Consider the following 13,018-nt stretch of genomic DNA (forward strand, 5'->3'; position numbering starts at 1 on the left):
CCCCCCCCCCCGGGCGCCCCCCCCCGGGCCCCCCGCGCGGGGCGCGCGGCGGGGGGTGGGCGGGCGCCCCCTTCCCAGCGTACAAACGGCCTGAGCCGTCGGTCGTCAGTCCTTGATCTCGCAGATCGCGGCGCCGGAGGTGATCGACGCGCCGACCTCCGCCGACAGGCCCTTGACCGTGCCGGAGCGGTGCGCGTTGAGCGGCTGCTCCATCTTCATGGCCTCCAGGACGACGATCAGATCGCCCTCCTTGACCTCCTGGCCCTCCTCGACGGCCACCTTCACGATGGTGCCCTGCATCGGGGAGGCGAGGGTGTCGCCGGAGGCGGTCGGGCCGGACTTCTTCGCGGCACGACGCTTCGGCTTGGCGCCGGCGGCCAGGCCCGTACGGGCCAGGGTCATGCCGAGCGAGGACGGGAGCGAGACCTCCAGGCGCTTGCCGCCGACCTCGACGACGATCGTCTCGCGGCCCGACTCGTCCTCCTCGGCGTCGGAGCCCGCCGGGGCGAACGGCTTGATCTCGTTGACGAACTCGGTCTCGATCCACCGGGTGTGGACACGGAACGGGTCCGCGGTGAACGCCGGGTCGACGACGACCGCCTGGTGGAACGGGATGGCCGTGGCCATGCCCTCCACCTTGAACTCGGCCAGGGCGCGGGCGGCGCGCTGGAGCGCCTGCTCGCGGGTGGCGCCGGTGACGATCAGCTTGGCCAGGAGCGAGTCCCAGGCCGGGCCGATGACCGAGCCGGACTCGACGCCCGCGTCGAGGCGGACACCGGGGCCGGTCGGCGCGTCGAAGGTGGTGACGGTGCCGGGCGCGGGCAGGAAGTTGCGGCCCGGGTCCTCGCCGTTGATACGGAACTCGAAGGAGTGACCCCTTATGGCCGGGTCGTCGTAGCCCAGCTCCTCGCCGTCGGCGATCCGGAACATCTCGCGGACCAGGTCGATGCCGGTGACCTCTTCGGTGACCGGGTGCTCGACCTGGAGACGGGTGTTGACCTCCAGGAAGGAGATCGTGCCGTCGACGCCGACCAGGAACTCGACCGTGCCGGCGCCGACGTAGCCGGCCTCCTTCAGGATCGCCTTGGAGGCGGCGTACAGCTCGGCGTTCTGCGCCTCGGAGAGGAACGGCGCGGGGGCCTCCTCGACGAGCTTCTGGTGGCGGCGCTGGAGCGAGCAGTCACGGGTGGAGACGACGACCACGTTGCCGTGGGAGTCGGCCAGGCACTGGGTCTCGACGTGGCGGGGCTTGTCGAGGTAGCGCTCGACGAAGCACTCGCCGCGGCCGAAGGCGGCGACGGCCTCACGGACGGCGGAGTCGTAGAGCTCCGGCACCTCTTCGAGGGTGCGGGCGACCTTCAGACCGCGACCGCCACCACCGAAGGCGGCCTTGATCGCGATCGGCAGGCCGTGCTCCTCGGCGAAGGCGACGACCTCGTCGGCGCCGGAGACCGGGTCGGGCGTGCCCGCGACGAGCGGGGCGCCCGCGCGCTGGGCGATGTGACGGGCCGCCACCTTGTCGCCGAGGTCACGGATGGCCTGCGGCGGCGGGCCGATCCAGGTCAGACCGGCGTCGATCACGGCCTGGGCGAACTCGGCGTTCTCGGAAAGGAACCCGTAGCCGGGGTGGATCGCGTCCGCGCCCGAGTCCTTCGCCGCCTGAAGCACCTTGGCCATGTCCAGATAGCTGGCGGCCGGGGTGTCACCGCCCAGAGCGAACGCCTCGTCGGCCGCGCGGACGTGCAGAGCGTCCCGGTCCGGATCGGCGTAGACGGCTACGCTGGCGATCCCGGCATCCCGGCAAGCACGGGCGACACGGACAGCGATTTCGCCACGGTTGGCGATGAGCACCTTGCGCACGATGGCTCCCTCCTTGAAACAAGCTGAGTTTAGGGACTGCCGACACGGCACTTCGACCCGTCCCCAGTGGTGAGCTTGCCCACACGGAGCGTGATACGAGGCTTGCTCGGGTCGTGAAATCCCTTGTCGTACCACGGTACGCAGGGTTCCTCTACGGCACAGTAGCTCCGAGGTGTGGCACAGGTCTCTGTTCAAGGGACCAGTCGCGGATCAGGTTTCTTTGTGGAGTCCCTACGAATGGCGCAATGATTCTTTGCCGCCTCATCCGTACGCGCGGACCCTTGTCCGGAGGTTTACCCGGCAGTAGCCTTCCCGCTGTCATCCGTACTGCAGGTAACAGCCGTTTTTCAGGGGGTGGCCCAGGTGGCCCGCAGACCGATAGCTCTCGTGACGGCGGCGGTGCTCTTCCTGGAGGCACCGGCCATCGTCGCGCTCAACGCCGTCATGGCACGGTTCGTCGAGATCCAGTCGATGTCCCTCGACGGCCTCGACCCGGACCACATGGTGACCGGTACGTGGGCCCTCGGCATCGTCTCCGGGCTGCTGCTCGCGCTCTGCGCCACCGTCGCCCTCATCGCCGGCATACGCGACAAGCGCCCCGGGCGCGCCGGCCGGGGCCTGCTCATCGGCTGCGCCGTCGTGCACGGCGTGCTCGGCGCGGTGACGATCGGTCTGATCGGCTGGGGCGCCTTCGCGTTCATGACCGTGGTGCTCGGTCTCGTGGTGTTGACGCTGGTGGCGTACGGAAAGGGCGCCGACGCCCTGGACGAGGCGACGGCGCCCGCGTAGGACCGGCGCGGCCGTCAGGTCCACAGGTCGGTGATGGAGATCCCCAGCTTGGCGAGCAGGTTGCGCAGCAGGGGCAGCGACAGGCCGATCACATTGCCCGGGTCCCCGTCGATGCCGTCGATGAACGGCGCCGAGCGGCCGTCGAGCGTGAACGCGCCCGCCACGTGCAGCGGTTCGCCGCTCGCCACGTACGCGGCGATCTCGGCGTCCGTCGGCTCACCGAAACGGACGACGGTGGAGGCGGTCGCCGACTCGTAGCGCTTGGCCGCCGTGTCGTACACGCAGTGACCCGTCTGGAGGATGCCCACCCGGCCGCGCATCGACTTCCAGCGCGCGGTGGCCTCCTCGGCGTCGGCCGGCTTGCCGAGGGCCTGCTTGTCGAGCTCCAGGACGGAGTCGCAGCCGATGACCAGGGCGCCGAAGGCCTCGGGGCGTGCGGCCACGTGGGCGGCCTTGGCCTCGGCGAGCGCGAGGGCGAGTTCGGCGGGAGTCGGCGCATGCACCTTGTCCTCGTCGACGCCGCTCACGATGACCTCGGGGGCGAGTCCGGCCTGCCGCAGCAGTCCGAGACGGGCGGGCGAGGCGGAGGCGAGCACGACACGGCGGCGATCAGCAGTCATGGGGGAAGCGTAGCCAGTGTCAGTGAAGGCCGACCACGAACATCGCCACCACCATCGCCAGGGCCAGCAGGATGGACGCGCGACGCAGCATGGCCTGCATGTCGCGCATCTCCTTCGGCGGCTCGTTCTTCGGGTCGGACCAGAGCATGACCACGATCCTGCTGGTGGGACGGCCTGGGCGCCTGAGTACCCGTACTCAGGCGCCGGGGTGCCGACGGACTAATTACGGCGTGGTGAACACTCCGTCACCGGCCGCCGACAGCGCCGCCCGGACCGCACGCTCCGCGTCCGCCGGGCCCAGCGGCTCGCGCGTGATCATGAAGCGGTAGTAGAGCGGGGCCGAGACCGCCCGCAGCAGTTCGAGGCCGTCCGTCTCGGCCGGGATCTCGCCGCGGGCCGCGCCGCGCTTCACGGCCGGGGCCCATTCCTCCAGACGGGCCCGGTAGAAGCCGTTCAGCGCCTCGGCGCACTCCTCGTCGCAGGCCGCGGCGGCGATGACCGCACGGAAGACGGCGCCCATACGGGGGTCGGTGAGGGTCTTGGTGACGAGCGCGGCGTTGGCCCGCAGGTCGCCCGCGAGGCTGCCGGTGTCGGAGGCCGGCAGGGACTGCTCCGCCATGTCGCGCAGCAGGTCGGCGACGAGACCGACGGGGGAGCCCCAGCGGCGGTAGACGGTCGTCTTGCCGACCCCCGCGCTCGCGGCGACATGGTCCATGTTCAGCGCGTGGAAGCCCGCCGCGGCCAGGGCGTCCTCGGTCGCGTCGAGGACGGCCCGGCGCACCTTCGCGGTACGGCCCCCGGGGCGCACGGTGCCGGGCACGGCCGGCTGGCTCTCAGTCAAACGGGTCTCCTGTTCCATTAACGCCTTCGAGTCTGCTACGGTACGGGACATCTTAACGGAACCAGAACCCCATTAAGAGGTCTCGCTGATGGTTGCCACCGCTCTCGGGTCCCACACCGACGTCCGTACCGACCGCATGGACGGACGGATGCGACTCGTCCTCCTCGTCCTTCTCGTCGCCCAGTTCATGCTGGCCGTCGACTTCTCGATCCTGAACGTCGCCCTGCCCGTCATCGGCGAAGGACTCGGCTTCACCCTGGGCAACCTCCAGTGGATCGCCACCGCCTTCGCCCTCGCCGCCGCCGGATTCACCCTCCTCCTCGGGCGCGTCGCCGACATCGTCGGCCGCCGCCGCCTCTTCCTCGCCGGAATGGCGCTCCTCGGCATCTCCTCCCTCGTCGGCGGTCTCGCCACGAACCCCGGGATGCTGATGGCCGCGCGTGTCGCCCAGGGCCTCGCCACAGCCGCGGTCACCCCCGCCGGGCTCTCCCTGCTCACCTCCTCCTTCCCGGAGGGCCCCCTGCGCGCCAAGGCGCTCGGCCTCAACGGCGCGCTCATGTCGGCCGGCTTCACCACCGGCGCCGTCCTCGGCGGCGTCCTGACCGACGTGCTCTCCTGGCGCTGGGCCTTCTTCATCAACGTGCCGGTCGCCCTCGCCGTGCTCGTCGTCGCCCCCGCCGTCCTGAAGGAGAGCCGCCCCGCCGTCCGCCCCCGCCTCGACATCCCCGGCGCGATCACGGTCACCGGCGGACTCCTCGCCCTCGTCCACGGCCTCACCACCGAACCCCTGGCACTCCCCGTCGGCGTCGCGCTGCTGGTCGCCTTCTGGTTCGTGGAGCGGCGCGCCGCCTCACCCCTCGTACCCGTACGGATCCTCACGCGCCGCACCGTCGTCCACGGCAACCTCGCCGGGCTCGTCGCCTTCGTCACCGAGACCTCGCTGGTCTTCCTGATGACGCTCTACCTCCAGGACGTCCTCGGCTTCTCGCCGCTCGCGGCCGGTCTCTCGTTCGGCGTCCTCGGCGCGGGCACGGTCCTCGGCGGGGTGTACGCCTCCCGGTTCATCGGCCGCTACGGCGCCCGGGCCGCCCTCGTCGGCGGCGGGCTCCTCCAGGCCGCCGCCACCCTCTCCCTGTACGCCCTGGGCGACGACCCGGCCTGGCTCTGGCTGCTGCTCGCCGGGACCTTCGTCGGCGGCGTCGGCAACATGCTCGCGATCGTCGGATTCATGGTCACCGCGACCTCCGGACTGCCCGACTCCGAGCAGGGGATGGCGACCGGGCTCGCCACCATGACCCAGCAGATCGGCATCACCATGGGCACGCCGATCATGAGCGCCGTCGTGGTCACCTCCACCACGGTCCTCGACGGCATCGGCCTCGCGGTCCTCGTCAACGCCGCGATCGTGCTGGTGGGCGCGGTCCTCGCCGGACTCTTCCTGCGCCGCTCCTGACCGCTCCTCAGGCGGCCGCGGCGCGCGCCCTGTCCGACCCCGGACGCACGAAGGCCGGACCTCCCGCACAAGAGGTCCGGCCTTTCGGTGTGCGTGGACCGGCTAGGCCGGCCAGTAGGAGCGCGCCCAGGAGCGCGGCCCCGGCCGGGGCCGTACCGCTCGCGCGATCCGTGACGGGTCCGACCAGCTCTCGGGAACCACCGGGCCGCCGCCGGCCGCGGACGCCGCCGCCGTCGCCGCGGCCCGGGCCTGGACCACCGCCAGTGCGGCGGCCAGCTCCTCCGGGGTCGGGTTTCCTCGTACGACCTTGATCACAGCGGCTCCTTACAGGGGGATGTTGCCGTGCTTCTTCGGAGGCAGGGATTCCCGCTTCGTCCGCAGCTGACGCAGGCCCTTCACGATCTGCGGGCGGGTGTCCGACGGCATGATCACGCCGTCGATGTAGCCCCGCTCGGCCGCCGTGTACGGGTTGAGGAGCGTGTCCTCGTACTCCTGGATGAGCCGGGCGCGCTCGGCCTCCTGGTCCTCGGCCGCCGCGATGGTGCGCCGGTGCAGGATGTTCACCGCGCCCTGCGCGCCCATGACCGCGATCTGCGCCGTCGGCCAGGCGAGGTTGAGGTCGGCCCCCAGGTGCTTGGAGCCCATGACGTCGTACGCGCCGCCGAACGCCTTGCGCGTGATGACGGTGATCAGCGGGACGGTCGCCTCGGCGTACGCGTAGATCAGCTTGGCGCCCCGGCGGATGATGCCGCCGTACTCCTGGTCCACACCCGGCAGGAAGCCCGGCACGTCGACGAAGGTGATCACCGGGATGTTGAACGCGTCGCAGGTGCGGACGAAGCGCGCCGCCTTCTCGGAGGCATTGATGTCCAGGCAGCCGGCGAACTGCATCGGCTGGTTGGCGACGATGCCGACCGGGAAGCCCTCGACCCGGCCGAAGCCGGTCAGGATGTTCGGCGCGAACAGCGCCTGGGTCTCCAGGAACTCGCCGTCGTCGACGATGTGCTCGATGACGGTGTGCATGTCGTACGGCTGGTTCGCGGAGTCCGGGATCAGGACGTCCAGCTCGCGGTCCTCGTCGTTCACCTCCGTCTCGGCGACCTCGGGGAAGGCCGGCGGCTCGGAAAGGTTGTTCGACGGCAGGTACGACAGCAGGGACTTGACGTACTCGATCGCGTCCTTCTCGTCGCCCGCCATGTGGTGCGCGACACCGGAGGTGGTGTTGTGCGTCCGGGCGCCGCCCAGCTCCTCGAAGCCGACGTCCTCGCCGGTGACCGTCTTGATGACGTCCGGGCCGGTGATGAACATGTGCGAGGTCTGGTCCACCATCACCGTGAAGTCGGTGATCGCGGGGGAGTAGACCGCGCCGCCCGCGCAGGGGCCGACGACCAGGGAGATCTGCGGGATCACGCCCGAGGCGTGGGTGTTGCGGCGGAAGATCTCGCCGTACATGCCGAGGGCCATGACGCCCTCCTGGATGCGGGCGCCGCCGGAGTCGTTGATGCCGACGACCGGGCAGCCGGTCTTCAGGGCGAAGTCCATCACCTTCATGATCTTCTGGCCGAAGACCTCGCCGAGGGCTCCGCCGAACACCGTGAAGTCCTGCGAGAACACGGCGACCGGGCGCCCGTCGACGGTGCCGTAGCCGGTGACCACGCCGTCGCCGTAGGGCCGGGTCTTCTCCAGGCCGAAGTTGGTCGACCGGTGCCGGGCCAGCTCGTCGAGCTCCACGAAGGAGCCCTCGTCGAGCAGCAGCTCGATGCGCTCCCGCGCGGTCAGCTTGCCCTTCGCGTGCTGCTTCTCCACGGCACGCTCGGAACCGGCGTGGGTCGCCTCGTCAATACGGCGCTGCAGATCCGCGATCTTGCCCGCGGTCGTGTGAATGTCGATCTCTTGCGGCTCTACCGACTCGGACATCGGGATGCGGCTCCCTGCCTGGTCACGGGGGTTCGTTGGCTACGAATGGGCTAATGCTCGGCTACTGATCCGTAGGGTATCGACGCCGATACGGTTCGGCACTGCGGTCTTTGCCACACCTAGTCTGGCTTGCATGACGTCCTCTCATGGCTCAGGAGGGCCCTGGTCCGACCTGGACCGGCCCCCGCTCAACGCCGCCTCGCTGCGCCGTGCTCTCGTGCTCCCCGACGGCCTGTGGACCTCGCTCGACGTGGTCACCACCACCGGCTCCACCAACTCCGACCTGACCGCCCGCGCCGACGAGCTGCCCGAAGGGGCCGTGCTCGTCGCCGAGGAGCAGACCGAGGGCCGCGGTCGCCTCGACCGCAGCTGGATCGCGCCCGCCCGGTCCGGGCTCTTCCTCTCCGTCCTGCTCAAGCCCGCCGTGCCGGTGCACCGGTGGGGCTGGCTGCCGCTGCTCACCGGAGTCGCGGCGGCGACGGGGCTCGCGAAGTCCGCCGGGGTGGACCTCTCCCTCAAGTGGCCGAACGACCTGCTGGTTTCGATCGGCGGCGAGGAGCGGAAGACCGGCGGCATCCTCGCCGAGCGGGCGGGCGAGGACGCCATCGTCGTCGGGCTCGGCATCAACGTCACCCTGCGCGAGGACGAGCTGCCCGTCCCGGCGGCGGGCTCGCTGCTCCTCGCGAACGCGATCTCGACCGACCGGGACACCCTGCTGCGCTCCGTCCTGCGGTCCCTGGAGCACTGGTACGGCGAGTGGGTGCGGGCGGACGGCAACCCCGCCGCCTCCGGCCTCCAGGAGGCCTACTCCGCCGGCTGCGCGACCCTCGGCCGCCGCGTCCGGGCCGACCTGCCGGGCGAGCGGATGCTGGAGGGCGACGCGGTGGCGCTGGACGGCGACGGCCGCCTGGTGGTGGCCACGGAGGGCGGCGGCACCGAGGCGGTCTCGGCGGGCGACATCGTCCACCTCCGCGCGGGGGACTGAGGAACCAGCGCCGCGGGACGCCCGTTCAGCCGGTGGAGGAACGGGCGTCCTAAACACGGTGAGGTGGACGTTACGGCGTGAGCTGGCACACACCTGTCGTATCGTGGAGCGCGATCCAGGCGACAGATCGGCAGGGCAGTGGGCAGGGAACGGGCAGGAGGCGGCCGGTGACCGTCGACGACGCGCACAACGGCGGCGAGGCCGAGCCACCGGCGTACCCCACCCCCCACCATGTGGTCGACCACACGGCCGAGCCGACGGACGACCCGCTCGCCATCCGCCTCGAACAGCTCATCCTCGGCGCCGACCGCCGCTACACCCCCTTCCAGGCCGCACGCACCGCGGGCGTCTCCATGGAGCTGGCCTCCCGCTTCTGGCGCGCGATGGGCTTCGCCGACATCGGTCAGGCCAAGGCGCTCACCGAGGCCGACGTCCTCGCCCTGCGCCGGCTCGCCGGTCTCGTCGAGGCGGGGCTGCTCAGCGAGCCGATGGCCGTGCAGGTCGCTCGGTCCACGGGGCAGACGACCGCCCGGCTGGCCGTGTGGCAGATCGACTCGTTCCTGGAGGGCCTCACCGAGCCCCCCGAGCCCGGCATGACCCGCACCGAGGTCACGTACCCCCTGGTCGAGCTGCTCCTGCCCGAGCTGGAGGAGTTCCTGATCTACGTCTGGCGCCGCCAGCTCGCCGCCGCCACCGGCCGCGTCGTGCAGGCCGCCGACGACGAGGAGATGGTCGACCGGCGCCTCGCGGTCGGCTTCGCGGACCTGGTCGGCTTCACCCGGCTGACCCGCCGCCTGGAGGAGGAGGAGCTCGGCGAGCTGGTCGAGGCCTTCGAGACGACCTGCGCCGACCTGGTCGCCGCACACGGCGGCCGGCTGATCAAGACGCTCGGCGACGAGGTCCTGTACGCGGCCGACGACGCCGGCACGGCCGCCGAGATCGCGCTGCGGCTGATCGAGACGCTCAGCCACGACGAGACCATGCCGGCGCTCCGGGTCGGCATCGCCTTCGGCACGGTGACGACCCGCATGGGCGACGTCTTCGGCACGACGGTGAACCTCGCGAGCCGGCTCACGTCGATAGCCCCCAAGGACACCGTCCTGGTCGACGGCGCGCTCGCCGAGGAGCTGACCCGGACCGGTGACGCGCCGGTCTCGGAGACGCAGGCGGCCGAGGAGGCGGCCCGCGCCGAGAAGGAGGGCGAGGAGCCCCCGACGTACCGCTTCGCACTCCAGCCGATGTGGCAGCGGCCGGTCCGTGGCCTCGGTGTCGTGGAGCCCTGGCAGCTGAGCCGCCGCCCCACCTAGGATCCTGGTGAACAGTCGTTAACCGGGAGGGTGCGGTCATGTCCGAGCAGCGCTTTGGTGAGTTCGTCGCGGTCCGCAAGGAGGGGTTCGTCGCCGAGCTCGTCCTCGACCGGCCCAAGGCGATGAACGCCGTCTCCTCCGAGATGGCCCGCTCCATCGGCGCGGCGTGCGCGGCGCTCGCCGACGACGCATCGGTACGGGTGACGGTGCTGACCTCCTCCAACGACCGGGCCTTCTGCGTCGGCGCCGACCTCAAGGAGCGCAACTCCTTCACCGACGCCGAGCTCGTCCGCCAGCGCCCGACCGCCCGCGGTGCCTACACCGGCGTCCTGGAACTCCCGATGCCGACCGTCGCCGCGGTGCACGGCTTCGCCCTCGGCGGCGGCTTCGAGCTGGCGCTCGCCTGCGATGTGATCGTGGCCGACGCGACGGCCGTGGTCGGACTGCCCGAGGTCTCCGTGGGAGTGATCCCCGGTGGCGGCGGTACGCAGCTCCTCCCGCGCCGGGTGGGCGCGGCCCGCGCGGCCGAGCTGGTCTTCACCGCGCGCCGGGTCGAGGCCGCCGAGGCCCGCGAGCTGGGGCTCGTCGACCTGCTGGAGGAGGACGCGCGGACGGCCGCCATGGAGCTGGCCGGCCGGATCGCGGCCAACTCCCCGGTCGGGCTGCGCGCCGCGAAGCGCGCGATGCGGCTCGGGCAGGGCCTCGACCTGCGGGCCGGTCTGGAGGTCGAGGACGCGGCCTGGCGGTCCGTCGCGTTCTCGGGGGACCGTGCGGAGGGCGTGGCGGCGTTCAACGAGAAGCGAAAGCCCGCGTGGCCGGGTGAGTGATCGGCCGAGAGCCGTGTGAGTAACCGCCGAACGGGTGAGAAGTTCCGCAAATGTTCGTAATGTGACTTTCCGTGACGCCTCACCGGTAAAAACAGAAGAAACGTCCCTAAGCTGGAGGAATGGGAGAGGACGTGCGGCTGCGGGCCGTGGTGGCGCTGGCGCAGGCGATGGCGGCGGCGCACACCCCGCGCGAGTTCTGGCGGGCGGCGGCGCTCGGCGCCCGCGACGCGCTCGGCGGGCACTTCGCCGCACTGTCCGTCTGGGAGCGGGACCGCGGCCGGCTGAAGGTGTTGGTGAACGCAGGGGAGCGGGCCGTCGGGGAGGAGGAGTTCCCCGACGCCGAGACCTACCCCGTCCACCAGTTCCCGGAGATCACCGAGTTCCTGCACGCCCAGTGGGCGGGCGGCGGCGAGCCGGACGCCTGGGTGGAGACCGCCGGCGACCGCGTCCCGACCGGCCGTGTCACCGGGCTGCGCAAGCGCGGACGCGGCTGCTGCGTGGTCGCGCCGATCGTGCTGCACGGCCGGGCCTGGGGCGAGCTGTACGTGGCGCGCCCCGCCGGGGCGGCGGTCTTCGACCGCGACGACGCCGACTTCGCGGCGGTGCTCGCGGCCGTGGTGGCGGCGGGCATCGCCCAGGCGGAGCGGCTGGAGGAGGTGCGGAAGCTGGCCTTCACCGACCCGCTGACCGGCCTCGCGAACCGCCGCGCCGTCGACACCCGGCTCGACGAGGCGATCGAGCGCTACCGCACGGACGGCTCCGTCGTGAGCCTGGTGGTCTGTGACCTGAACGGCCTGAAGCGCGTCAACGACGCCCACGGTCACGCCGTGGGCGACCGCCTGCTGGAACGGTTCGGTTCGGTGCTCTCCCGGTGCGGCGCGATGCTCCCCGGCGCCCTGTCGGCGCGCCTCGGCGGCGACGAGTTCTGCCTGCTCTCGGTGGGCCCGACGTCCGACGAGGTGGTGGCGGTAGCGGACGAACTGTGCGTACGGGCCGGGGAGCTGGAGCTCGGCGAGGGCGTCGCCTGCGGGGTGGCGTCGACGGGCGACCCCATCGGCCCGCTCAAGTCCGCCCGCCGCCTCTTCCGCCTGGCGGACGCGGCCCAGTACCAGGCGAAGGCGGCCCGCTCGGCGAAACCGGTCGTGGCGGGCCGCGACGGCACGGTCATCCCCCTCGCGGACGCCCCTCCGGGAGCGAGGGACCGTCGGCGCTTCCGCGACGCACCGCCGGCCCCGCCGGAGGACCGGGGGCCCGAGGGTGCGGCTCCGCGCTGAGCCCTGCACTGCCGGGGTGTCGCCGTACGCGCCGTCAGTCACCCGGCGCCCGTGGACCTGGCGTTGCCCACCGGGCATGTCGTCGTCTGTGACCCCTTCACGGGCCTCGGTCCGTTCGCGCCCCGTCCCTTCGCCGCCGTCCCGTCTGTGTGGCGGTCGTGTCCTTCGGCAACGACGGCACGCCGGCTCGAGTTCGGCGGCGGTCTCCGAAGACCTCCTCGCGCTGGAGCAGTTGCGTGGAGTGCGTCGGAGCCGGTCGGTCCGCTCCTGTGCGGGAGCGAGTGATTCCTTACGGCTCGTGACGGGAGGAATTCAGGAGGTAGTAATTGGGTGAAACCTTTACTGAATTGCCGTCAATAGGCCCACTCCGTATATCTCGATTCAATAACGAGATCCCTGACAAGGTCTGGTCCATTGGGGGTCTGCTGGCGTAACTCCCTTTAGCTTTCGAAGAGTTGACTGTTCATCAAATCTCGCAATAGAGGTAACAGTCAGATATCTCAACGGCCATTCCCCTTTGCCCGAATTCTCCACCACATGCGTCTGGCAGGCTTCGCGCACCCACTCCTCCGACCAAGGATTTGAGGTGCGCATGACTAGACATCGCAGGAAGCGTGAACATCGGCGCAAGCCAAGGGGGTTGATACTCGTCACCGCCGCCATCGCATCGGCGGCGGTGATCGCCGGAGGTGTCGCCTACTCCGGAATGGGGGGCGACGCCCAGGCGGGAACATCCGCCCGGGCAGAGGCATCCGCACAGGCCGAATCCGCGACGGACACCCTCGCGCCGGCCGCCGCCCCGGCCAAGGACGAGGAGCCGGCGCCCATCGTCGACGTGCCCGCCAACGACGCCGCGCGTGGGATGGTCTACGACGGTCTCAAGGCGGCTGACAGGGGTGACCGCTGCACAGGCGTCTACCGCACCGAGGCGGGGCTGTGCACCCACGGGCCCGACGCCCCGCCCAAGGGCGTGGACATCAAGGTGGACGTAGCCCCCGCAGTCACGACCAAGGCGCCCGCGGCCGACCCGGCCAAGCCCGCGTCGGGGGGGGGGGGCGCGCCCGGGGGGGGGGGGGGGGGCCGCGCCCCCCCCCCCCCCGCCCCGCCCGCGCCCCCCGCCCCCCCGCCCCGCCCGCCCCCCCCCC

12 protein-coding genes are annotated in these 13,018 nt (G+C 71.6%); 6 read left to right on the top strand and 6 right to left on the bottom strand.

The genetic code is table 11. The features are described from left to right. Window positions 1–105 precede the first annotated feature (105 nt). A complete protein-coding gene (locus ACFVZW_RS09065; RefSeq protein WP_384518892.1) occupies window positions 106–1,860 on the bottom strand; it encodes an acetyl/propionyl/methylcrotonyl-CoA carboxylase subunit alpha in 1,755 nt (584 codons plus the stop codon). A gap of 363 nt (window positions 1,861–2,223) precedes the next feature. On the opposite strand from ACFVZW_RS09065, the gene ACFVZW_RS09070 reads away from it, so the two are divergent. Continuing rightward, window positions 2,224–2,649 carry a hypothetical protein gene (locus ACFVZW_RS09070; protein WP_384518895.1) on the top strand — a complete coding sequence of 142 codons (426 nt, stop codon included), beginning with the start codon at window positions 2,224–2,226 and terminating at the stop codon, window positions 2,647–2,649. A gap of 14 nt (window positions 2,650–2,663) precedes the next feature. Here ACFVZW_RS09070 and ACFVZW_RS09075 read toward each other — a convergent pair whose 3' ends face one another. From ACFVZW_RS09075 to ACFVZW_RS09085, 3 genes are all read right to left on the bottom strand, one after another. Further along, complete coding sequence (locus ACFVZW_RS09075; RefSeq protein WP_384518898.1) at window positions 2,664–3,269, bottom strand: nucleoside triphosphate pyrophosphatase; 606 nt, start codon at window positions 3,267–3,269, stop codon at window positions 2,664–2,666. 19 nt (window positions 3,270–3,288) lie between these two features. Further along, on the bottom strand, window positions 3,289–3,417 hold the full coding sequence (gene mmpB / locus ACFVZW_RS09080; protein WP_329116777.1) for a morphogenic membrane protein MmpB: 129 nt from the start codon (window positions 3,415–3,417) through the stop codon (window positions 3,289–3,291). A gap of 75 nt (window positions 3,418–3,492) precedes the next feature. Further along, window positions 3,493–4,128 carry a TetR/AcrR family transcriptional regulator gene (locus ACFVZW_RS09085; protein WP_384518901.1) on the bottom strand — a complete coding sequence of 212 codons (636 nt, stop codon included), beginning with the start codon at window positions 4,126–4,128 and terminating at the stop codon, window positions 3,493–3,495. A 70-nt stretch (window positions 4,129–4,198) separates the two neighbouring features. On the opposite strand from ACFVZW_RS09085, the gene ACFVZW_RS09090 reads away from it, so the two are divergent. Continuing rightward, window positions 4,199–5,563: an MFS transporter gene (locus ACFVZW_RS09090; protein ID WP_384518904.1), complete on the top strand. Its 1,365-nt coding sequence runs from the start codon at window positions 4,199–4,201 to the stop codon at window positions 5,561–5,563. A gap of 102 nt (window positions 5,564–5,665) precedes the next feature. On the opposite strand, the gene ACFVZW_RS09095 is transcribed toward ACFVZW_RS09090, so the two are convergent. Beyond that, entirely contained in the window at window positions 5,666–5,878 is a 213-nt protein-coding gene (locus ACFVZW_RS09095; protein ID WP_384518907.1) for an acyl-CoA carboxylase epsilon subunit, read from the bottom strand. Between the two features lie 9 nt (window positions 5,879–5,887). Continuing rightward, a complete protein-coding gene (locus ACFVZW_RS09100) occupies window positions 5,888–7,480 on the bottom strand; it encodes an acyl-CoA carboxylase subunit beta (RefSeq protein ID WP_376432783.1) in 1,593 nt (530 codons plus the stop codon). Window positions 7,481–7,613: 133 nt separating this feature from the next. On the opposite strand from ACFVZW_RS09100, the gene ACFVZW_RS09105 reads away from it, so the two are divergent. From ACFVZW_RS09105 to ACFVZW_RS09120, 4 genes are all read left to right on the top strand, one after another. Then, entirely contained in the window at window positions 7,614–8,465 is an 852-nt protein-coding gene (locus ACFVZW_RS09105; protein ID WP_384518911.1) for a biotin--[acetyl-CoA-carboxylase] ligase, read from the top strand. A gap of 167 nt (window positions 8,466–8,632) precedes the next feature. Next, window positions 8,633–9,772, top strand: coding sequence for an adenylate/guanylate cyclase domain-containing protein (locus tag ACFVZW_RS09110; protein WP_384518914.1), 1,140 nt, complete (start codon window positions 8,633–8,635; stop codon window positions 9,770–9,772). Window positions 9,773–9,810: 38 nt separating this feature from the next. Next, the gene (locus ACFVZW_RS09115; protein ID WP_384518917.1) at window positions 9,811–10,599 is read left to right on the top strand and encodes an enoyl-CoA hydratase/isomerase family protein; all 789 of its coding nucleotides are present in this window, start codon (window positions 9,811–9,813) and stop codon (window positions 10,597–10,599) included. A 119-nt stretch (window positions 10,600–10,718) separates the two neighbouring features. Beyond that, complete coding sequence (locus tag ACFVZW_RS09120; RefSeq protein ID WP_384518920.1) at window positions 10,719–11,873, top strand: diguanylate cyclase domain-containing protein; 1,155 nt, start codon at window positions 10,719–10,721, stop codon at window positions 11,871–11,873. Window positions 11,874–13,018: the final 1,145 nt, after the last annotated feature.

It is taken from the genome of Streptomyces sp. NPDC059567 (assembly GCF_042735655.1).
Taxonomy (GTDB): domain Bacteria; phylum Actinomycetota; class Actinomycetes; order Streptomycetales; family Streptomycetaceae; genus Streptomyces.